This window comes from Ramlibacter sp. (assembly GCF_050250995.1).
In the GTDB taxonomy this organism is placed as follows: Bacteria; Pseudomonadota; Gammaproteobacteria; order Burkholderiales; family Burkholderiaceae_C; genus Ramlibacter.
Window position 1 is genome coordinate 1 of record NZ_JBFWNP010000042.1, and the last position, 22,250, is coordinate 22,250.

General features: G+C 67.9%; 15 protein-coding genes and 1 tRNA gene. 13 read left to right on the top strand and 3 right to left on the bottom strand.

Going from position 1 to position 22,250, the window contains the following annotated elements:
- From AB7E83_RS21240 to AB7E83_RS21280, 9 genes are all read left to right on the top strand, one after another.
- On the top strand, window positions 1-5,520 hold a 5,520-nt coding region (locus AB7E83_RS21240), incomplete at its 5' end, for a HAMP domain-containing protein (RefSeq protein WP_428572809.1).
- 8 nt (window positions 5,521-5,528) lie between these two features.
- Window positions 5,529-7,622: a response regulator gene (locus AB7E83_RS21245; protein ID WP_428572810.1), complete on the top strand. Its 2,094-nt coding sequence runs from the start codon at window positions 5,529-5,531 to the stop codon at window positions 7,620-7,622.
- Between the two features lie 43 nt (window positions 7,623-7,665).
- The gene (locus AB7E83_RS21250) at window positions 7,666-8,805 is read left to right on the top strand and encodes a pre-peptidase C-terminal domain-containing protein (RefSeq protein ID WP_428572811.1); all 1,140 of its coding nucleotides are present in this window, start codon (window positions 7,666-7,668) and stop codon (window positions 8,803-8,805) included.
- A gap of 37 nt (window positions 8,806-8,842) precedes the next feature.
- Window positions 8,843-8,933, top strand: a tRNA-Ser gene (locus AB7E83_RS21255).
- Window positions 8,934-9,044: 111 nt separating this feature from the next.
- Entirely contained in the window at window positions 9,045-9,725 is a 681-nt protein-coding gene (locus tag AB7E83_RS21260; RefSeq protein ID WP_428572812.1) for a hypothetical protein, read from the top strand.
- Between the two features lie 329 nt (window positions 9,726-10,054).
- On the top strand, window positions 10,055-10,294 hold the full coding sequence (locus tag AB7E83_RS21265) for an AbrB/MazE/SpoVT family DNA-binding domain-containing protein (protein WP_428572813.1): 240 nt from the start codon (window positions 10,055-10,057) through the stop codon (window positions 10,292-10,294).
- Window positions 10,288-10,635: an endoribonuclease MazF gene (gene mazF, locus AB7E83_RS21270; protein WP_428572814.1), complete on the top strand. Its 348-nt coding sequence runs from the start codon at window positions 10,288-10,290 to the stop codon at window positions 10,633-10,635. Before AB7E83_RS21265 ends, mazF begins: the two co-directional genes overlap by 7 nt.
- A 473-nt stretch (window positions 10,636-11,108) precedes the next feature.
- The gene (locus AB7E83_RS21275) at window positions 11,109-11,297 is read left to right on the top strand and encodes a hypothetical protein (RefSeq protein WP_428572815.1); all 189 of its coding nucleotides are present in this window, start codon (window positions 11,109-11,111) and stop codon (window positions 11,295-11,297) included.
- 86 nt (window positions 11,298-11,383) lie between these two features.
- Window positions 11,384-11,851 (top strand): hypothetical protein, encoded by a 468-nt coding sequence (locus AB7E83_RS21280; RefSeq protein WP_428572816.1) that lies wholly within the window; start codon window positions 11,384-11,386, stop codon window positions 11,849-11,851.
- 54 nt (window positions 11,852-11,905) lie between these two features.
- On the opposite strand, the gene AB7E83_RS21285 is transcribed toward AB7E83_RS21280, so the two are convergent.
- Together AB7E83_RS21285 and AB7E83_RS21290 are read right to left on the bottom strand one after the other, a co-directional pair.
- Complete coding sequence (locus AB7E83_RS21285; RefSeq protein WP_428572817.1) at window positions 11,906-12,823, bottom strand: SPFH domain-containing protein; 918 nt, start codon at window positions 12,821-12,823, stop codon at window positions 11,906-11,908.
- Window positions 12,824-12,838: 15 nt separating this feature from the next.
- A complete protein-coding gene (locus AB7E83_RS21290) occupies window positions 12,839-13,264 on the bottom strand; it encodes an NfeD family protein (protein WP_428572818.1) in 426 nt (141 codons plus the stop codon).
- Window positions 13,265-13,464: 200 nt separating this feature from the next.
- Between AB7E83_RS21290 and AB7E83_RS21295 the strand changes: the two genes are divergently transcribed.
- The 3 genes from AB7E83_RS21295 (at window position 13,465) to AB7E83_RS21305 (ending at window position 17,241) form a co-directional block, all read left to right on the top strand.
- Window positions 13,465-14,490, top strand: coding sequence for an adenylate/guanylate cyclase domain-containing protein (locus AB7E83_RS21295; protein WP_428572819.1), 1,026 nt, complete (start codon window positions 13,465-13,467; stop codon window positions 14,488-14,490).
- 5 nt (window positions 14,491-14,495) lie between these two features.
- Window positions 14,496-14,873 carry a hypothetical protein gene (locus AB7E83_RS21300; protein WP_428572820.1) on the top strand — a complete coding sequence of 126 codons (378 nt, stop codon included), beginning with the start codon at window positions 14,496-14,498 and terminating at the stop codon, window positions 14,871-14,873.
- Between the two features lie 100 nt (window positions 14,874-14,973).
- Window positions 14,974-17,241 (top strand): Orn/Lys/Arg decarboxylase N-terminal domain-containing protein, encoded by a 2,268-nt coding sequence (locus AB7E83_RS21305; protein WP_428572821.1) that lies wholly within the window; start codon window positions 14,974-14,976, stop codon window positions 17,239-17,241.
- Window positions 17,242-17,245: 4 nt separating this feature from the next.
- Here the strand turns inward: AB7E83_RS21305 and fabI are convergent, their stop codons facing one another.
- Window positions 17,246-18,025, bottom strand: a complete 780-nt coding sequence (fabI, locus tag AB7E83_RS21310; protein WP_428572822.1) for an enoyl-ACP reductase FabI — start codon at window positions 18,023-18,025, stop codon at window positions 17,246-17,248.
- 183 nt (window positions 18,026-18,208) lie between these two features.
- On the opposite strand from fabI, the gene AB7E83_RS21315 reads away from it, so the two are divergent.
- Window positions 18,209-22,192 carry an AAA family ATPase gene (locus AB7E83_RS21315; RefSeq protein ID WP_428572823.1) on the top strand — a complete coding sequence of 1,328 codons (3,984 nt, stop codon included), beginning with the start codon at window positions 18,209-18,211 and terminating at the stop codon, window positions 22,190-22,192.
- Window positions 22,193-22,250 lie beyond the last annotated feature (58 nt).

Below are 22,250 nucleotides of genomic sequence, written 5' to 3' on the forward strand. Positions count from 1 at the left end.
GGCGGCCAGGCGGACGTGCAGGGCGTGGCCGGCACGTGGAAAGACCTGACCGACTCCGTGAACTCGATGGCGGGCAACCTGACCTCCCAGGTGCGAAACATCGCGGAAGTGACGATGGCGGTGGCGGCGGGCGACCTGTCGAAGAAGATCACGGTGGACGTGAAGGGCGAGATCCTGGAGCTGAAGAACACCATCAACACGATGGTGGACCAGCTGCGATCGTTCGCCTCGGAAGTGACGCGGGTGGCGCGCGAGGTCGGCACCGAAGGCAAGCTGGGTGGCCAGGCCGACGTGCAGGGCGTGGCCGGCACGTGGAAGGACCTCACCGACTCCGTGAACTCGATGGCCGGCAACCTGACGGCGCAGGTGCGCAACATCGCGGACGTGACGAAGGCGGTGGCGGCGGGCGACCTGTCCAAGAAGATCACGGTGGACGTGAAGGGCGAAATCCTGGAACTGAAGAACACCATCAACGTGATGGTGGACCAGCTGCGTTCGTTCGCATCCGAGGTGACCCGCGTGGCGCGCGAGGTGGGCACCGAAGGCAAGCTGGGCGGCCAGGCCGACGTGCAGGGCGTGGCCGGTACGTGGAAGGACCTCACCGACTCAGTGAACTCGATGGCCGGCAACCTCACGGCGCAGGTGCGCAACATCGCGGAGGTGACGACCGCCGTGGCCGCCGGCGACCTCTCCAAGAAAATCACCGTGGAGGTGAAAGGCGAGATCCTGGAGTTGAAGAACACCATCAACATCATGGTGGACCAGCTCTCCTCCTTCGCGTCCGAAGTGACGCGGGTGGCGCGCGAAGTGGGCACGGAAGGCAAGCTGGGCGGCCAGGCCGACGTGCAGGGCGTCGCCGGCACCTGGAAGGACCTCACGGACAACGTGAACTTCATGGCCGGCAACCTGACCTCGCAGGTGCGAAACATCGCCGACGTGACGAAGGCCGTGGCCGCGGGAGACCTCTCCAAGAAGATCACGGTGGACGTGAAGGGCGAAATCCTCGACCTGAAGAACACGATCAACACGATGGTGGACCAGCTTTCGTCCTTCGCGTCCGAAGTGACGCGGGTGGCGCGGGAGGTGGGCACCGAAGGCAAGCTGGGCGGCCAGGCCGACGTGCAGGGCGTGGCCGGCACCTGGAAGGACCTGACCGACTCCGTGAATTCGATGGCCGGCAACCTGACGGCCCAGGTGCGAAACATCGCGGAGGTGACGACGGCCGTGGCGGCTGGCGACCTCTCGAAGAAGATCACCGTGGACGTGAAGGGCGAGATCCTGGAGCTGAAGAACACCATCAACACGATGGTGGATCAGTTGCGATCGTTCGCCTCCGAAGTGACGCGGGTAGCGCGGGAGGTGGGCACGGAAGGCAAGCTGGGTGGCCAGGCCGACGTGCAGGGCGTCGCCGGCACGTGGAAGGACCTCACCGACAACGTGAACTTCATGGCCGGCAACCTCACCTCGCAGGTGCGCAACATCGCGGACGTGACGAAGGCCGTGGCCGCGGGCGACCTCTCCAAGAAGATCACGGTGGACGTGAAGGGTGAAATCCTGGAGCTGAAGAACACCATCAACACGATGGTGGACCAGCTGCGATCGTTCGCATCGGAAGTGACGCGGGTGGCGCGGGAGGTGGGCACCGAAGGCAAGCTGGGCGGCCAGGCCGACGTGCAGGGCGTGGCCGGCACGTGGAAGGACCTGACCGACTCCGTGAACTCGATGGCCGGCAACCTGACGGCCCAGGTGCGCAACATCGCCGAGGTGACGACGGCCGTGGCCGCCGGCGACCTGTCCAAGAAGATCACGGTGGACGTGAAGGGCGAAATCCTGGAGCTGAAGAACACGATCAACACGATGGTGGATCAGTTGCGCTCGTTCGCGTCGGAAGTGACGCGGGTGGCGCGCGAGGTGGGCACCGAGGGCAAGCTGGGCGGCCAGGCCTACGTGCAGGGCGTGGCCGGTACCTGGAAGGACCTCACCGACAACGTGAACTTCATGGCCGGCAACCTGACCTCGCAGGTGCGAAACATCGCGGACGTGACGAAGGCGGTGGCGGCGGGCGACCTGTCGAAGAAGATCACCGTGGACGTGAAGGGTGAAATCCTGGAGCTGAAGAACACCATCAACACGATGGTGGACCAGCTCTCGTCATTCGCGTCCGAAGTGACGCGGGTGGCGCGCGAGGTGGGCACCGAAGGCAAGCTCGGCGGCCAGGCTTATGTGCAAGGCGTGGCCGGCACCTGGAAGGACCTCACCGACAACGTGAACTTCATGGCCGGCAACCTGACGTCGCAGGTGCGCGGCATCGCGAAGGTGGTGACGGCCGTGGCCAACGGCGACCTCGCGCAGAAACTGACCGTGGAGGCCAAGGGCGAGATCGCGTCGCTCGCCGACACCATCAACTCCATGACGGCCACGCTCGCGACCTTCGCCGACCAGGTGACGACCGTTGCGCGCGAAGTGGGGGTGGAAGGCAAGCTGGGCGGCCAGGCCAAGGTGCCGGGCGCTTCGGGCACATGGAAGGGCCTCACGGAGAACGTGAACCAGCTCGCGGCCAACCTCACGACCCAGGTCCGCGCGATCGCCGAAGTGGCGACCGCCGTGACGCAGGGCGACCTGACGCGAAGCATCACCGTGGAAGCGCAGGGCGAAGTGGCCGCGCTGAAGGACACGATCAACGAAATGATCTCGAACCTGCGGGACACGACGCAGGTGAACACCGAGCAGGACTGGCTGAAGACCAACCTCGCGAAGTTCTCGCGCATGCTGCAGGGCCAGCGCGACCTCGTGGCGGTGGGCCACCTCATCCTGTCCGAGCTGGCGCCCGTGGTGGGCGCGCAGCAGGCGGAGTTCTACGTGCTGCGCTACACCGCCGAGCAGCCTCGTCTGCGGCTGATGGCGAGCTACGCGTCGGACGGGCACGGCGCCTACGGCAAGGAGATCGACCTCGGCCAGGGCCTCGTCGGCCAGGCGGCCTTCGACAAGAAGAAGATCATGCTGACGTCCAACATCCCGGACTCGCTCACGATCGCTTCGGGTCTCACGGAGGTGCCGCCGCTCAACGTGCTGGTGCTGCCCATCATCTTCGAAGGCCAGGTGCGCGGCGTGATCGAGCTCGCCTCGGTCGAGCGCTTCAATCCGACGCACCAGGCCTTCCTGGACCAGCTCACGGAATCGATCGGCATCGTGATCAACACGATCGAGGCCAACATGCGGACGGAAGACCTGCTGTCGCAGTCCCAGTCGCTCGCGCAGGAATTGCAGAGCCGCCAGCAGGAACTGCAGACCACCAACGAGGAACTGCAGGAGAAGGCCCGGCTGCTCGCCCACCAGAACGAGGAGGTGGAGCGCAAGAACACCGAGGTGGAACAGGCCCGCCAGGCGCTGGAGGAAAAGGCCAAGCAGCTCGCGCTGACCTCGAAGTACAAGTCCGAATTCCTCGCGAACATGTCGCACGAGCTGCGCACGCCGCTCAACTCGCTGCTGATCCTGTCGGACCAGCTGTCGAAGAACCCCGAGGGCAACCTCTCGCCCAAGCAGGTCGAGTTCGCCAAGACGATCCACTCGTCCGGCAACGACCTGCTGATGCTGATCAACGACATCCTCGACCTGTCGAAGATCGAGTCGGGCACGGTGGTGGTCGACGTGAGCGACCTGCGCCTGTCGGACCTGCAACTGTTCACCGAGCGCACGTTCCGCCACGTCGCGGAGGCGAAGAACGTCGAGTTCCTCATCCGCACCGGGGTGGACCTGCCCACGTCGATGGTGACCGACGTGAAGCGGCTGCAGCAGATCCTGAAGAACCTGCTGTCGAACGCTTTCAAGTTCACGCACCAGGGCCACGTGACGCTGACCATCGAGGAAGCCTTCGGCGGCTGGAGCACGGACAACGACGATCTCAACCGCGCGCAGCAGGTGCTCGGCTTCTCGGTGACGGACACCGGCATCGGCATCTCGCCGGACAAGCAGCAGATCATCTTCGAGGCGTTCCAGCAAGCCGACGGCTCCACCAGCCGCAAGTACGGCGGCACGGGCCTCGGCCTCGCGATCTCGCGCGAGCTGTCCAAGCTGCTCGGCGGCGAGATCCGCCTCACGTCCCAGCCGGGGCAGGGCTCCACCTTCACGCTGTACCTGCCGCTCGTGTACATGACCACGCGCACCTCGCGGCGATTCACGACCTCCGAGGCGCCACGGGCCGAAGCGCTGCCGCAGGCGCCGCAGTTCAGGCAACTGCCGCAGCGCAAGGCCGCGCCGCTGCTGGAGCCCGTGGACGGCGCGGAAGCCGAGGCGGACGAGAACGCGGCCGCGCTGAACCCGGCCGGCGACGACCGCGATTCGATCCACACGGGCGACCTCGTCCTGCTGATCGTGGAGAACGACCTCGGATTCGCCCGCTTCCTGCTCGATGCGGCGCGCGCCAAGGGCTTCAAGGGCGTGGTGACGACGATGGGCGCGGGCGCGCTCACGCTGGCCGGCCAGCACAAGCCCTCGGCCGTCACGCTCGACATGTACCTTCCGGACATGGCCGGCTGGCGCGTGCTCGACCGGCTGAAGCACGACCCGGCGCTGCGCCACGTGCCGGTCACGGTGATTTCCACCGACGACTCGAAGGAGCGGGCTTACAAGTCGGGCGCGGTCGCCTTCCTCGAGAAGCCGATCCAGTCGAAGGAGGTGCTCGACGACATGCTCGACCGGCTGCACGACTACGTGTCGCGCCCGGCGAAGAGCCTGCTGATCGCGCTCGACGACGCCGACGCGCGCCGTGAACTGCTGGCGCAGGTGGACGGCGAGCAGATCGATGCGACGGTGATCGAGCGCGGCGAACAACTGCTCGCCGCGCTCGAGGCGCGGCACTACGACTGCGTGGTGATCGAGGACGGCTTCGCCGCGCTCGACCCGCGCGACGTGCGCCGCGCGTTGGCGAGCCGGGCCGGCGGCATCGGCCCCTTGCCCGTCATCGTGTTCCGCGGCAAGCAGGGCTCGGGCTTTGCATGGCACTCCGACGAGACGATGACGGTGCAGGAGGTGCATAGCGCGCCGCGCCTGTTCGACCTGTCGCTGCTCGCGTTGCACCACAGCCTCGCGCGCCTGCCGGAGGAGAAGCGCTCGGTCATCCACGACGTCTACGAATCGAGCAAGCCGCTCGCCGGCAGGCGCGTGTTGATCGTCGACGACGACATGCGAAACATCTTCGCGCTCGCGACCGTGCTGGAAGAGCACGGCATGGACATCGTCTGGGCCGACAACGGCCGCGAGGCGATCAACCGCGTGGCGAACGATGCGAAGATCGAGGTCGTGCTGATGGACATCATGATGCCGGAGATGGACGGCATGGCGACGATGAAGGAGATCCGCAAGCTGCCCGCCGGCAAGAACCTCCCGATGATCGCCGTCACGGCCAAGGCCATGAAGGGCGACCGCGAGAAGTGCATCGAAGCGGGCGCCTGGGACTACCTCTCGAAGCCCGTGAACACGCCCGACCTGCTGACCGTGCTGCGCGCATGGCTGCACCAGTGAAAGCCCCGATGCAAGACGCCTTGTCGACCGCCTCCGCCGCCCTCGACGCCCAGGAGAAGGCCAACATCCTGATCGTGGACGACCTGCCGGAGAAGCACGTCGTCTTCACCACGATCCTGGAGGAGCTCGGCCAGAACATCGTGAGCGCGCGCTCGGGCCAGGAGGCGCTGAAGTTCATCCTGGAGATGGAGTTCGCGGTGATCCTGCTCGACGTCAACATGCCCGACATCGACGGGCTCGAGACCGCGAGCCTGATCCGCCAGTACAAGAAATCGGCGCAGACGCCGATCGTCTTCATCACCGCCTACGTCGACGAGCTGCAGGCGCGGCGCGGCTATGCGCTGGGCGCCGTCGACTACATCCCGTCCCCCGTGGTGCCCGACGTGCTGCGCTCCAAGGTGCGGGTCTTCGTCGAGCTGTTCCGAATGAACCGCGCGCTGCAGCGGCAGGCCGTGCAGCGGGAGGAGCTGGCGCGATCGGAGGCCGCGCGCGAAGCGGCCGAGGACGCGATCCACCGCGCGGACTTCCTGGCCGAAGCGAGCCGGGGGCTTTCGCGCTCGCTGAACCTCGACGACACCATCGCCGCCGTGCTCGACCTGTCCGTCCCGATGCTGGGCGACCGCGCCATCCTCGGCTTCCCGGACAAGTCGGGCGGCATCCGCCGGCTGGAGATGCACCCGGCGCCTTCGGCGGGCGACGAGGAGTCGTTTTCGGCTGAACTGCGTGCCGTGGCGGACCAGGTGGTGCGCGAAAAGGAGTTCCGCCTCTGGCGCAACGGCAAGGGACGCGCGGCGGCGATCGCGCCGCTCATGGCCGGCGACACGCTGCGCGGCGCGCTGGCGCTGCTGGGCAACGACGGCGATTTCGATCCGCCCCGCATCGCGCTCGTGCGCGAGTTCGCGAGCCGCGCCGCCATCGCCATGGAGAACTCGCGCCTGTATTCGGCGGTGCAGGAGGCCGACCGGCGCAAGAACGAATTCCTCGCCATGCTCGCCCACGAGCTGCGCAATCCGCTCGCGCCGATCCGCAACGCGGTCCACATCATGCAGACGGCGGGGGACCTGCCGCCGAAGCTCGGCTGGGTGCGCGACGTGATCGGCCGGCAGGCGGACCACATGACACGCCTGATCGACGATCTGCTCGACGTCTCCCGCATCGTGCAGGGCAAGGTCGCGGTCAAGCCCGAGGCGCTCTCGCTCGCCGAGCTGCTGGAGCGGTCCGTCGAGGCCAGCGCGCCCAAGCTGCAGCAGCGCGAGCAGACGCTCGCGATGGAGCTGCCGCGCGAGGACGTGGTGGTCGATGGCGACCAGGTGCGCCTGTCTCAGGTCCTCTCGAACCTCATCAACAACGCGTCGAAATTCTCCGGCGTCGACACCCGCATCCGGCTCACCGCGACCTATCGCGACGGCCGGGTAAAGATCGTGGTGAAGGACCAGGGCGCGGGCATCGCGCCGGAGTTCCTGCCCCACATGTTCGACCTGTTCGCGCAGGCCGACCAGTCGCTCGACCGCTCGCAGGGCGGACTGGGGATCGGCCTCACGCTGGTGAGGCATCTCGTGGAGCTCCACGGTGGCCGCGTGTGGGCCCACAGCGAGGGACTGGGCCAGGGCGCGGAGGTCACGCTCGAGCTGCCCGCGCGCGTCGCGGCGCCGCACGAGCAACCGGCGCCGGTGGCCGCGCCCGAACGCGCGGCGGTGGCGACGGCGTCGCGCAAGCCTTCACGCGTGCTCGTGGTCGACGATCTCGCGGCCTCGGCCGAGACGCTGATGGCGCTGCTGGAGATGGAAGGGTTCGAGGTGCGCGTCGCCCACGAGGGCATGACGGCGCTGAAGGTGGCGCAGGAATTCCGGCCCGACGTCGTGCTGCTCGACATCGGCCTGCCGGGCATGAACGGCTTCGAGGTCGCGAACCGCCTGCGCGGCCAGCCCGAGGGCCGGGACGCGCTGCTGATCGCGCTGACCGGCTACGGCGAGGCCGAGAGCCGCAACCGCTCGCGCGAGGCCGGGTTCGACTTCCACATGGTCAAGCCGGCGGACGTCCAGTTGCTGCTGTCGATGATTTCGAATCCCGACGAAGCGCGCAGCGCGAGCGAGGCGGCGTGAACTACGATCCGGGTTCCCCCACCTGACTGACGGAGCTTCGCCCATGGCCGACATCGTCGACGACCATCCCTTCACCACCGCGACCACGGGCGTCGTGCGCCCGGGCAGCGCCGCCACGGGCGGCAACATCGAGCAGGCCGCGGACAAGGACATGTTCGCCGTGTCCCTCACGGCGGGGACGACCTACCTGTTCGACATGGTCCGCACGAACGTGGGCGGCCTGACCAATCCGCTGCTGCAGCTCTATTCGCCGGCGCAGGTGCTCGTCGCCAGCGACGACAACAGCGGCACGGACGGCAATGCACGCATCGCGTACACGGCCACGCAGACGGGGACGTTCTACCTTGGGGCGATGGATGCGGGGCAGGGCAGCGGCATGTTCACGCTCGGCGCGACGGCGGGCTCCGGAATCGGCGTCTCGGCCGTGCGGTCCGTGATCGGCGAAGGCGAGAACGCGGCCTGGACCGTGACCGCGCCCGTGTCGATGGCGGGCACGACCTCCACCTACAACCTGATCGGCGTCACGATCAACGACGTTCCGAGCCTGTCGACGGGCCAGTACACCATCGGCGCCGATGGTCACGGGACGATCTCGGTTCCGCTGCTCAACGACGCCGTGACCGACGGCAACGACACCGTCACGGTGGTGCTCGCGAGCGGACAGACCTCGTCCATCCTCGTCCACGACACCTCGCGTCCGACCGTCAACGTACCGGCCGCGTCGAAGGTCTTGCTTGGCGTCTACTCGGCCTTCTACGGCCAGGCGCCGTCGAGCGTCGCCTTCTCGAGCGAAGTCGCGCTGTACAACGCCAAGGGCTCGGCGGCGGCCTATGCGGCCGACGTGGCGGCGCGTTTCGCGGCCACGCCGGACCTTTCGCTGGCGGGCAGCGTGCTCAACAACCTGAAGCTGAGCGCGACGACGACGGGGGGCACGAGCCCCACCGAGAGTTTCAATGTGCTGCGAGAGGCGCTGAGCATCTTCTTCGGCGCGTTCCCGCAAAGCAAGGGCCAGGTGGTGCTGAACCTCGTGAACATCCTCGACAACATCGAGCGCGACGTGACCTGGGGCCAGGCCGCGATCCAGTACAACATGGGCATAGCCACGATGTACCAGGGACTGCCGCAGCAGGATGCGGGGCCGGGACTGGGGTTGATCGGCGCGGTTCCGCCAATCGACGCCTGAGTCGACGCGACCCCGCTGCTACAATGGCGGGCTTCCCGGAGAGGTGGATGAGCGGTTTAAGTCGCACGCCTGGAAAGCGTGTGAGGGTTAATAGCCCTCCGCGGGTTCGAATCCCGCCCTCTCCGCCACGAGCCTAGATTTCGTGCGGGTTTCCGGACGTTTCGGAATCCTATCCACCAAACCATCCGCCAATATCCGAACCCCTTGGATGTCGGTGCTGATGGCCGAGGAGGGCGACGATGAGCGAAGGCGAAAAGCGGCTGACGGCCTCCACTGTCACGGAAAAGATCCTTAGGCATCCAGGTGCAGGCGCGGCTGCCGCGGTCGTCGGGAGCGGTGCTGGACTTCTTCTGGGCGACGCAAGTCCCACGGCGCTCGCCGTCGGAGCAGCTCAGTTGCTGCCTTGGCTGACAGGGGTTCTGCCTGCACTGCACGCACAGCGACAGTGCGAATTCCTTGAGGATCTTCAGCAGCAACTCCATGGTCGCTGCGATCCGCGGGAGGTGAACGAAGATCAGTACACGGTCATCTGCGAAGCTGTGGCGGCATCGTTCTCGACGATCTCGTCTGAGAAGCTCAGCGTCCTCAAAGCTGCGGCCATCGGAGCCGCTGTCGCTCCAGAGACGGTGAAGGCGCACGCTACGCCTCTCGGCCGTCTGCTGCGTGATCTGTCCGTGGTGGAGGTTGAGTTCATCGTCGCCAAGGTCGGGGCGCCCGGCGTGACGATCATCGGTTCGAACGAGCCCGAAAGCGCAGATGGACGCCTATATGTGCGTCCTGACAGTCCCGATGAATATGTCGTCAGTGGGCTGATCTCCCTCGGCCTTCTGTACTCAAAGGAGAGCACGTGGGACACCCCGATGTACGCGTGGTCGCCGATGGCTCGAAAGCTCGTCGATCTTCTCAAAGCCGGCGCTTAGAACCCTGTCGCACTCCTCGGCGCGCGCGGCTGCGCGTCGTGAAGTAGGGCCGCCCGGGCTCCGGACGACCTCACGACGATCGGCGCGAGTCCCGCTCACCGCAAGCTTTTTCCACCGTCTCCGTGTTGCGCTCGGTCGCATGCACACGTTTCACAGCACTCCGTCAGCGATGACGGCTGTCTGAGTGCCCCATGCGGTTCATGCTCGCTCGCAAACCGCGCAACTCCTCCAGCAAGCGGCTGCAGGATGACTTCCGTCAATCGGCCGTCCTCGATTGACGCGCCTCCGCAGTGTATCTACAATGTATAAACATTTTTCCGGGATGAACCATGCAAGTCGAAATCCAGAAATGGGGCAATAGCGGCGCAATCCGCTTGCCGGCCGCCATCATGAAGCAGGTCAACATCGGCCTAGGCGACCAACTGGATCTCACGACAGAGGACGGCAAGATTGTTCTTGCGCCTGCCGCACTCGAATATCGGCTCGAAGACCTCCTCGCAGGCATCACGAAGCAGAACCGGCATGCGCCCGCGGACTTCGGTCCGGCCGTGGGACGCGAGGCATGGTGAGGCGGGCGGGGGCGCCGGACCAGGGTGAAGTCGTTTGGCTCGATCACGATCCACAGGCAGGTCACGAGCAGGCGGGCCGACGGCCAGCATTGGTGCTGTCCCCGAAGGCATACAACACGGCCACCGGGCTGATGCTCTGCTGCCCGGTGACCAGCCAGATCAAGGGTTACCCGTTCGAAGTCGAGTTGATCGGCGTGAGGGGCGTGAAGGGCGTCGTACTGGCAGACCAGCTTCGCAGCCTCGACTGGGAAGCGCGCGGCGCCGACAAGGCCGGTCGTGCTGCCGACGACGTGCTGACCGATGTGCTCGCGAAACTCAAAGTCCTGCTGACCCAGCGCTGATTCCCTTCGCGCGCCGTCGACCTTCGGCAAGCTCGCCGTTTTCCGTCCCGCGTGACATAGATCACATGGACGCCGGAAAACGGGCAGACATCGCCGTCACGCTTCGCCACACTCTCTGGGCGAGCGCGCACTGCCTACTCGCGGGTGCCCATCCCCTTTAAGCCTTCGGTTTGCTTGCGCGTTCGCAACCCGAAACGAAGTATCCGCATGAGTACAAACGACAAGGCACGGGCGAGCTGGGAGCTCTGGGCGCTGCTCATGTTCGCCCTCGTCTTCTTCCCCTCGATCGCCGCGATCCTCTACCTCGCCGTGCCGTAGCCGAGCGGTTCGCAGCCCGCGCCAGGTCGACGTACGCCTTTACCCCGACTTCACCTGAGAACCATTGCCTGCGTGACAAGAGGTCCTCATTATTCGCCCATCCCGGCACCAGACCGGAGTTCAGAGAGGTGGTAATGGATCACGAAGGTCAGGTTATGGATTCACGCGCAGTCCTCGCGCTTCTTCGGACGCAGCTGGCCGAGGCCGAGCGCGCTGCCCAGAGCATCGATCACGCCGAGCCGCTGGCCTTGCGCAGCTTGCGGCTGCACTGCCTGCGCGAGAAATCCCAGGTCATGGCCGATTCGCAAGCCGCTCCGCCGGTCGAGCCCGACCGTTGCGCCTGAAAGCCTTGGCGACGGGGGAGGGCGGCCACGCAGTCGCAAGCTGCCGGGACCAGCCGCCTGCACCTAGAATTGGCCGGAAAACCGCCATGCCCCAGGGTGACCCCAGCCAGCCGCCGTCCGACTTCGGCCCCTCCAGCCTCTGGAGCGCTTTCGGCGTGCGAGGACGAAAGCCGCCGGCGTCCGAGGACGACCCGCCGCGCGAGGCGCAGGCCACCGTGCCGGGCGGCAGCCGGCGCCTCAGCGCGCCGGACGACGTCCGTGCCGTCTTCTGGGGTGCCTACGCGCACCTGTTCCCGCCGCATGCGATCGTCACGCAGAACGACAAGGGGGCGCTTGTCATCTCCTGGTCGATGCAGGGCGATCCGCACGCGCGCTTCCGCTATGCCGCGCCGGTCGTGCTGCGCTTCGAACCCGAACTCATCGAGATGATGACCGACGGCAGCCCCGACACGCGCAAACGCATCGCCGCTCAGCAGGAAGCGAACGTGCGCGCGGGCCTGCTCGGCTACGACCCCTACGCGGGGGCGCAGGCCCGCATCATCGTGCTGGGCTGAGCGCCGCGCGGCACCCCGGCCCCGCGCGATGACAGGGGGGCAGCGACCCCACCATCACGCCGGCGGCCGGCTCGTCTGCACCATGCGCATCGCCGACGCGATGAGCGCGGACACTTCGGTCATGTTGCTCGGCACGATCAGCGTGGTCGTCGCGTCCGAGGCGACCTTGCCGTAGGCGTCGACGGCGCGCTCCGCCACCTTCAGCTGCACGGCCTGTTCGCCGCCCGGCTGGCGGATGGCCTCGGCCACCTTTCGAATGGCCTCCGCCGTCGCTTCGGCCACGGCCAGGATCGCGGCCGCTTCACCCTGGGCGTTGTTGATTTCGGCCTGCTTCTCGCCCTCGGACCGCGCGATGAACGCCTCGCGCTCGCCGGTCGCGATGTTGATCTGCTCCTGCCGGCGCCCCTCGGAGGCGGCGATCAGGGCGCGCTTCTCGCGCTCGGCAGTGATCTGCTGCTGCATCGCATGGAGGATTTCCTTGGGCGGCGTCAGGTCCTTGATCTCGTAGCGCAGCACCTTCACGCCCCAGTTCAGCGCGGCCTCGTCGATGGCGGCCACCACCTGCGCGTTGATGATGTTGCGCTCCTCGAAGGTCTTGTCGAGCTCGAGGCGGCCGATCACGCTGCGCAGCGTCGTCTGGGCGAGCTGGGTGATGGCCACGATGTAGTTCGAGCTGCCGTAGCTCGCCCGCATCGGGTCGGTCACCTGGAAATACAGGATGCCGTCGACCTGCAGCTGCGTGTTGTCGCGGGTGATGCAGACCTGGCTGGGCACGTCGAGCGGAATCTCCTTCAGGCTGTGCTTGTACGCGACCCTGTCGACGAAGGGGATGACGAAGTTGAGGCCGGGCGTGAGCGTGGCGTGGTACTTGCCCAGGCGCTCGACCACCCAGGCGTTCTGCTGCGGCACGACCTTGAGGGTGCGCGCCACGAAGATGACGGCGACGACGAAAAAGACGATGGCGATTTCCATGGGGGGTTCCTGTCTTCAGATCTTCTCGACCACGAGGCGGTTGCCGACGACTTCACGCACGCGGTGCGCGCCGGGCGAGGGCGGGGCGCCGGGGTGGGCCAGCACGCTCCACTGCGCACCCCGATAGCGTACGGTGGCTGTGCCGTCGGCGTCCCAGGCGTCGACATGCACGGTTTCGCCGACGTCCAGGTTGACGTCCCGATTGGCACCGGCGGGCAGCTCCGCCGGCTTGCGTTCGCGCTGGACGTGCCAGGCCGCGACCGCGCCGCCGCCGACGACGGCCGCCGCGACGATCTGCATCGCCAGGCCGATACCCGCATGCGCGGCAAGGGCGCCGGCTGCGAAGCCGAGCGCGATCATGAGCAGATAGAAAGTGCCGGTGACCAGTTCCACGCCGACCGCCGCACCCGCCATCAGCCACCATACCGTCGCAATCGACATGTCCACGCTCCCAGGAAGTCCCGACTCGGCCATTGTGACTGTCCAATAACTGTCCAAGTTGAATCGATAAGTGTCTAAGTATATCTTGGACAGTGAGTCGACGTATGCGGCACACTACAGTTGATCGAATTGGTGTTGCGCAACTGTCCAATTCTGTCTAGTATTTGGCTTATACAGTCTTGGACAGAGAGAAGTCGCTCTTGCTCACCAGCAAAGACATCCTCGAGCGCACCGGCATTTCGAGGGCCACGCTGAACAATTACATTGCCAGCGGCCTGGTCCCTCGTCCGGAAGTGCTTCCGCCCGGCCCGCACGATGGCGCCGCGCCGCGCATCGGGTATTTTCCCGACGACACGCTGGAGCGGATCGAGACGATCCAGCGCCTGAAGCGAGAGGGGTGGTCGCTGGCGAGGATGGCGGAGCGTTTCGCCGGGGGCGGGACCCCGGAAGCCCTGGATCCCCGGCCCCGCGGGGATGACGATCCGCCGGGGTTGGCGGCGTCGGCGACCGTACCTCACCCTCCCGTCAATTCCGCGGAGGCGGGAATCCAGGGCTTCCCCGAACCCGCGCCAACGCACCCCCCTGCGCTCACGCCCGTCGCGATCCTCGTCACCACCCTCGAAGACGCATCGGGCCTCTGGATCCAGCTCACGGCCGCCGAATACTTCGAGCTCGTCAACGAGCTCTGGTCCGAACTCGATCGCATCTTCCGCGCCCATGGCGGGCAGCCCAGGCGGCATCCGGACGAGGGCATGACCAGCTGCTTCAGCGGCCCTGCGGGCGGCGGCTACGTCTGGAGCGCGCTCGCCGCGGCGCACGAGGTCCGGCTGGCCATGCGCCAGGTCAGCGCGCGCTGGCAGCAGCGCAAGGCCTGGCCCCAGCCGCTGCACATGAACACCGGGCTCGACGCGGGCGAGGACTGGGTCGGCGTCATCGGCCGGTTCGGCCGCGGCGACCTGCGCGTCCTCGGCGAGGCCGCGCACCGCGCCGAACAGCTCTCGCGCTGCGGCGCGGGCGGCTCGATCCTCGTCACGCGCGGCCTCGTCGGCAAGCTCGCGCCCGCGCAGCAGCGGCGCGTCGCGTTCGGCGTGGGCGGCAGTGCCGGCGGCACGCCCCTGCACGCCCGATTTTCGCGGCTGGCCGGTCTCGGCCTGCCGCATCCCGTACCCGCCGGCCTGGCAGACCTTGCCGTGGCCGAAGTCTTCGATATCCGCCCGCCGGAGTAGTCACCATGTCCTGGTTCAGCAGTTCACCCCTCGGCAGATCGCGCAGTGGCGCGAGCGGGCCGCCCACGAGCCGGCGCGAAGCGGCGCAGCGTCTCGACGCCATCCGGGCGCGCATGGGCGAGCTGGTCCGTGCCAGCGGCGCCTCGGCGCACAAGGGCCTGGCCCTGCGAATCCAGTATGCGGGCGACGTGCAGGCGCTGTGGTTCATGCGCAGCGAAGTCATGGCCGTGCTCGCGCGCAGCCACGGCGAGCAGGTGGCGCGCGAGCGGCTGGTGGCCCTCGGCGAGATGTTCGACGGCCTGCTGCCGGAAGGCCTGCGGTCGCGGCCGAGCCCGCTGGACGACGGGGCGGCGCTACCGGATACGGACTCGACGCTCGGCTGAAAAACGACAGGCCCGACGCCGGAACCGCGGAACGGCGCGCCAATTTCATACACTTCGCGCCTGTTTCGCTTTTTCGTCCGGCCGCGAGGGGCCTGCCGCCATGAAGTTCCGCTTTCCGATCGTCATCATCGACGAAGACTTCCGCTCCGAGAACACTTCGGGCCTGGGCATCCGCGCGCTCGCGCAGGCCATCGAGACGGAGGGCTTCGAGGTGCTCGGCGTCACCGGCTACGGCGACTTGTCGCAGTTCGCGCAGCAACAAAGCCGCGCTTCGGCGTTCATCCTGTCGATCGACGACGAGGAGTTCTCGCCCGGCCCCGACCTCGACCCGGCGGTGCTCAACCTGCGCAAGTTCATCGGCGAGGTCCGGCGCAAGAACCCGGACGTGCCGATCTACATCTACGGCGAGACCAAGACCTCGCGGCATCTGCCCAACGACATCCTGCGCGAGCTGCACGGCTTCATCCACATGTACGAGGACACGCCGGAGTTCATGGCGCGCCACATCATCCGCGAGGCGAAGTCGTACCTCGAAGGCATTCAGCCGCCGTTCTTCAAGGCGCTGCTCGATTACGCGGAAGACGGCTCGTATTCCTGGCACTGCCCGGGCCACTCGGGCGGCGTCGCCTTCCTGAAAAGCCCGGTCGGCCAGATGTTCCACCAGTTCTTCGGCGAGAACATGCTGCGCGCCGACGTGTGCAACGCCGTCGACGAGCTGGGGCAGCTGCTCGACCATACCGGGCCGGTGGCGGCGAGCGAGCGCAATGCGGCGCGCATCTTCAATGCCGACCACTGCTTCTTCGTCACCAACGGCACGAGCACCTCCAACAAGATGGTGTGGCACCACGAGGTGGCGCCGGGCGACGTGGTCGTGGTCGACCGCAACTGCCACAAATCCATCCTGCACTCGATCATCATGACGGGGGCGATCCCCGTGTTCCTGAAGCCGACGCGCAACCACTTCGGCATCATCGGGCCCATCCCGCAGAGCGAGTTCTCGCCCGAGGCGATCAAGGCCAAGATCCGGGCCAATCCGCTGCTCTCGCACGTGGACCCCGAAACCTGCAGGCCGCGCATCCTCACGCTCACGCAGTCGACCTACGACGGCGTGCTGTACAACACCGAGACGATCAAGAAGCAGCTCGACGGGTACCTGGAGGCGCTGCACTTCGACGAGGCCTGGCTGCCGCACGCGGCCTTCCACCCGTTCTACGGCAGCTTCCACGCCATGGGCAAGAAGCGGGCGCGGCCGCAGAAGTCGCTGGTGTACGCCACGCAGTCGATCCACAAGCTGCTCGCCGGCATCAGCCAGGCGAGCCACGTGCTCGTGCAGGACGCCGCCGAGAACAAGCTCGACCGGCACCTCTTCAACGAGGCCTTTCTCATGCACACGTCGACGAGCCCGCAGTACGCGATCATCGCGAGCTGCGACGTCGCCGCCGCGATGATGGAGCCGCCCGGCGGCACCGCGCTGGTGGAAGAGTCGCTGGTGGAGGCGCTCGACTTCCGCCGCGCGATGCGCAAGGTCGACGAGGAATACGGCAAGGACTGGTGGTTCAAGGTCTGGGGCCCCGACAAGCTCGCCGAGGAGGGCATCGGCCGCGCCGACGACTGGATCATCAAGGGCGAGGCGCGGGCGGCCAAGTGGCACGGCTTCGGCAACCTCGCCGAAGGCTTCAACATGCTCGACCCCATCAAGTCGACGGTGGTCACGCCCGGTCTCGACCTGAACGGCAAGTTCGCGAAGAAGGGCATCCCGGCTTCCATCGTCACCCGGTTCCTCGCCGAGCACGGCGTGATCGTCGAGAAGACGGGGCTCTACAGCTTCTTCATCATGTTCACCATCGGCATCACCAAGGGCCGGTGGAACACGTTGCTGACGGCGCTGCAGCAGTTCAAGGACGACTACGCGCGCAACCAGCCGATGTGGAAGATCCTGCCGGAGTTCTGCCAGAAGTATCCGCGCTACGAGCGCATGGGACTGGCCGACTTGTGCCAGTACGTCCACGAGCTGTACGCCAAGTACGACATCGCGCGCCTGTCGACCGACATCTACCTGTCGGACCTGCAGCCCGCCATGAAGCCGAGCGACGCCTTCGCGCACATCGCGCACCGCAAGACGGAACGGGTGGAGATCGACGAGCTGGAAGGCCGCATCACGACCAGCCTGGTGACGCCCTATCCGCCGGGGATTCCGCTGCTGATCCCGGGCGAGGTGTTCAACAAGCGGATCGTCGACTACCTGAAGTTCTCGCGCGCGTTCAACGCCGAGTGCCCGGGCTTCGAGACCGACATCCACGGGCTCGTGGAAGAAATCGGCGCGGACGGCAAGCCGCGCTACTACGCGGACTGCGTCAAGGATTCCTGACCGGTTATTCGACAGCCACCGCCGTGTGGCTGTAGCCGCCGTCCACGTAGGTGATCTCGGCGGTCACGCCGCCTGCGAGGTCGCTCAGAAGGAACGCGGCTACGTTGCCCACGTCCTCGATCGTCACGTTGCGGCGGATCGGCGCGATGTCGGCCACGACCTTCAGCAGCTTGCCGAAATCCTTGATGCCCGAAGCCGCGAGCGTCTTGATCGGGCCGGCGCTGATCCCGTTGACGCGGATGCCCCTGGGGCCGAGCGAGCCGGCGAGGTAGCGCACCGAAGCTTCGAGCGAGGCCTTGGCCAGGCCCATGGTGTTGTAGTTCGGCACGATCCGCAGCGCGCCGAGGTAGGTGAGGGTGAGCAGGGCCGACTTCTCGTTCAGGTAGGGCAGTGCTGCCTTCGCCATGCCGGGAAAGCTGTAGGCGCTGATGTCGTGCGCGATCTTGAAAGCCTCGCGCGACAGGCCGTCGAGGAAGTCCCCGGCGATGGCTTCGCGCGGCGCGAAGCCGATGCTATGCACGAAACCGTCGAACTTCGGCCATGTCTTCGACAGGTCCTCGAACAGCTTCGCGATCTGCGCGTCGTCGCCCACGTCGCAATCGAATACGAGGTTCGAGCCGAACTCTGCGGCGAACTCGGTGATGCGGTCCTTGAAACGCTCGCCCACGTAGCTGAAGGCGAGCTCGGCGCCCTGGTCGTGGCAAGCCCGGGCAATGCCGTAGGCGATGGAGCGGTTGGACAGCACGCCCGTGATCAATAGTTTCTTGCCGGAGAGAAAGCCCATGGATGGTTCGCGCCTCGATGTATTGGCTGCAGGAGTCGGAAAAGTGACACGATTGTCGCACGCGAGGCCTTGAACTAAATGAAGTCGGGTCGACGTGGATATTTGATTTTAGAATTAACACGGAAGTTGACCGGAGGGCACATCCGCGCTTACCCTCCGGCCTCTACCTGCCGGCTTCCGACCATGAGAACTCCCGGGCTTCGACCTGACCTTCCCCTCTATCCGCCGCCGCCCGAGGCGCCGGTCGGCCGCGAGCCGGAACTCGCCCGCCTGCGCGAATCGTTCGACGCGGTGGCCGGCGGCGTGCGGCGCGTCGTGCTCGTCGCGGGGGCGGCGGGCGTCGGCAAGAGTTTCCTGGTGCAGCAATTGCGTCCGCTGGCCGAGTCGCAGGGCGTGCGCTACGTCGCCGGCAAGTTCGAGCAGCGCAACGAGCGCGAGACGACGGCGCTGCTCCAGGCGCTCGGCTCGCTCGGCCGCCTGTTGCTGGCCGAGGACGCGGACACGCGCGCCGACGCTCGCGGGCGCATCCTGCGCGGGCTCGGCGCGCATGCCGGCCTCGCGCGCGTGGTGCCCGAGTTCGCCGAATTGCTGACCGACGTGCCCGAGCCGCGCGCGGTCGACCCCGCCCAGGCGGCTGCCCGCATGGCCGAAGTGGTCGCCGGCCTGCTGCGGGCCATCGCCACCCCCGCGGACCCGCTCGTGTTCGTGCTCGACGATCTCCAGTGGGGCGGCACGATGTCGATCCGCCTGATCGACGCGGTCCTCGGCACAGCCGAAATCTCGGGTCTGATGCTCGTGGCGGCGTTTCGCGACGACGACCTGGCCGAGGACCACCCGCTCGTGCCCGCGCTGTCGCGATGGACGGAGGACGACAGCGCTGCCGTGATGGTGCGGGTTGCGAACCTGCGGCCGCCGCAGGTGGCGCAACTCCTGGCCCGCCGCGCCGGGCTGCCGCCCGCGCCGGCGATCCGGCTGGCCCACACGCTGGCCGAGCACGCGCGGGGCAATCCCTACGAAACCGTCGAACTGCTCGACGCCCTGCGCGAGGCCGGCCTCCTGGAAGGCGAGGGCGAATGCGCCGACTGGGACGACGAGGCCGTCGGCGCCTTCCTGACGCGACACGGCGTGAAGGAGGTCGTGGCGGCGCGCATCGGCCGGCTGCCTTCGAGCGCGCGCCAGCTGCTGCAGACGCTTGCGTGCCTCGGCATGCAGACGCCGCGCCAGGCGGCGCGCACGGCCGCCGGCATGGGCCCCGGCGAGTTCGAGATCGCCCTCGCGCTGCTGCGCCGCTGCGAGTTCATCCTGCCGGGCACCGGCCACGACGGCCCCCTGCGGCTGCGCCACGACCGCGTGCAGCAGGCCGCCTATTCGAGCCTGCCCCAGGACTCGCGCGGGCGCTTTCATCTCGGGCTCGCCCGGCGGCTCGCCCTCGACCCCGCGCTCGCGGCGGCCGCGGCCGACCAGTACGTGTGGGCCGTCGACGACGTGCCCGCCGGCGCCGAAGGGCTGCGCGCGGCGGCGCTCCTGCGCGAATCGGCGGCGCAGGCGCGGCTGCTCGGCAACCACGAGGCCTCTTACCGTCTCCAGAATGCGGCGCTGTGCCTGGTGGAGGCCGCCGAGGCGACGCCCCACGCGGACCCCGTCGCGCTCGCGACGTGCGAGATCGACTATCACGTGGCCCTGTGCAGCATCGGCCGCCCGGCCGAGGCCGACGCCATCTTCCGCCGGATCGTGGCACGCCACCGCAATCCGCTCGCCCGCATCGACGCCGACTGCGCGCAGGTCAGCAGCCTGGCCAACCGCGATCGGATGGACGAGGCCGTCGCGCTCGGCCTGGCCGTGCTGCGCGAACTGGGCATCGTCGCGCCCGCGGACCTCGCGGGCGAGCCCGATTTCGACGACAGCTACCAGCGGCTGAGGCGGTGGGTCGATCGCTTCGACCTGTCGCGCGAAGCCACCCGGGCGGAGCCGGCCGATGCGCGCGTCGTCGCCTCCGCGAAGATGATTGCCGGCCTGGTGTCGGCGGCGTTCCATTACGACGTGAAACTGCTCGCCTGGCTGACGTTCCAGGCGCAGGCGCTGTGGGAGCGCCACGGGCCGTGCGCGCCCCTCGTGGTGAGCTTCAGCCGAGCGAGTTCGGTGAGCATCCTGCTGCGCCAGGACTGGCGCACGGGCTACCTCGCGGCGACGCAGGCGCTCGAGCTGTGCGAGACGCGCGGCTGGGAGCCGGAAGCGTCCCAGGTGCGCTTCGTCTACGCGCTGGGCATGCACTGGATCGAGCCGCTCGAGCGGCCACTGGCGGAGACCGAGCGCGCCCGCGAGGGCCTGCTCGCGGGCGGCGACCTGCGCAATGCGAGTTTCGGATGGCGTCACGTCGCGCAATGCGTCTTCGAATGCGGGCCGTCGCTGCGCCGCTATGCCGAGGAACTCGAGGGCGCGTTCGCGCTGTCGCGCCGCGCGGACAACCGCCAGTCGATCGGGCGCTGCCTCGCCGACCGCCGCATGCTGCGCGCGCTGCTCGGCGACGGCGCCTACCCGGGTTCGCTCGACAGCCACCGGGAGAGCGAGGCGCGCTATCTCGTCGAGGAGGCGCATCCGTGGCTCGCGGCCTACCATGCGTCGACGCAGGCGATCATCTGCGCGATCTTCGCCGACGCCGAGGGGCTCGCGCGCAACGCGCGACGCGCGCTGTCGCGGCGCAACTCGGGGGAAAGCCTGTATCCGGTCGTGTGGCCGCGCTGGCTGTCGGGCCTCGCGGCGGCGTGGGAACTGCGCTCGGGCTCGGGCTCGGGCTCCGCCGAGGCGCTGGCGGAACTGCAGGAGCACATCGAGTGGATGCGGCAGCGCGCCATCGACACGCCGTTCAACTTCCGCCACCTGCACCTGCATCTGCTGGCCGAGCGCGAATGGGCGCTCGGCGAGCCCGAGAACGCGGTTCGCCATTTCGACGAAGCGCTGGGCGCGCTCGAATTCACGCACCGTCCCTGGCACCAGGCGCTGATCTGCGAACGAGCGGCGCGGCTGCAGCTCGAACAGGGCTGGGCGCATTCGGGCGGCGCGCTCCTGCTCGAGGCGCAGCAGCTCTACGCGAGCTGGGGCGCGACGGCGAAGGTGGCGCTGCTCGCGGCCGAGACCGGCGCCGCCGCCGTGGATCGCCGGCAGCCCGCCTCGCACGAGGCACGGCGGGAACCCCTGGATGCGGACGACCTCGACACCCTCGCCGTGCTGCGCGCGGCGCAGGCGCTGGCGACCGAGCGCAATCCGGCGCGGCTGAAGACGCGGGTCGAGGATCTGCTCGCCGGCATTGCCGGCGCCACCGACGTGACGCTCGCCGTGTGGGACGAGGCGCTGGACGACTGGGCGCTGCGCGACGCGGACGGCAAGGTCGTCGCGGCGACGTCGGCCCCGCAGCGCGTGCCGCTCACGTGCATGCGCTACGCCTTCCGCACGCGCGAGCCGCTCCTGGTGAACGACGTCATGGCCGACGCGCGCTTTGCGGCGGATCTCCGGTTTCGCGGGCTCGAGCGCTGCTCGCTGTTGGTCATGCCCGTGCTGCAGCAGGCGCAGGCGATCCTGGTCCTCGAGAACCGCGCGAGCCGGGGCGCCTTCGGCCGGGATCGCCTTTCCGCCGTGGCCACGATCGCCGCGCAGCTCGCGGTGTCGCTGGAGAGCGCCGGCCTCTACGAGCGCCTGCAGCGCAAGGTGAGCCAGCAAACGCGCGAGCTGCGCGATGCGCAGGCGCTGCTGGTGGCGGAAGCCCGCCGCGCCGGCATGGCCCAGATCGCGACCAACGTCCTGCACAACGTGGGCAACGTGCTCACGAGCGTGAACGTGTCCGCGCACGTCCTGATCGACCGCGTGCGCATGTCGCGCGCCTCCCGCATCGGCGACCTCGCGCAGCTGCTCGAGTCGCACGCGGGCCAGGTCGGCGAGACCCTGTTCGGGCGGGGGGGCAAGGGCTGGCTGCTGCCCCGCTACGTGCGCCAGCTCGCGGAAGCGCTCGCCGTGGAACGCGAGGGCCTGCTGGCCGAGATCGAGCGGCTCGGGGCCAGCGTGGACCATATCCGCAACGTCGTGGCGATCCAGCAGACCTACGCGGGGTCCGCGATCAACGGGGGGCCGCTGCCCGACGACGCGCCCTTCGTGGAGCCGCTGGCCTGCGGCTGATCGGGCGCCGCGCCGCCCGTTGACGGCGGCGTGCTGCCGCCATACCCTTTGAACAGGA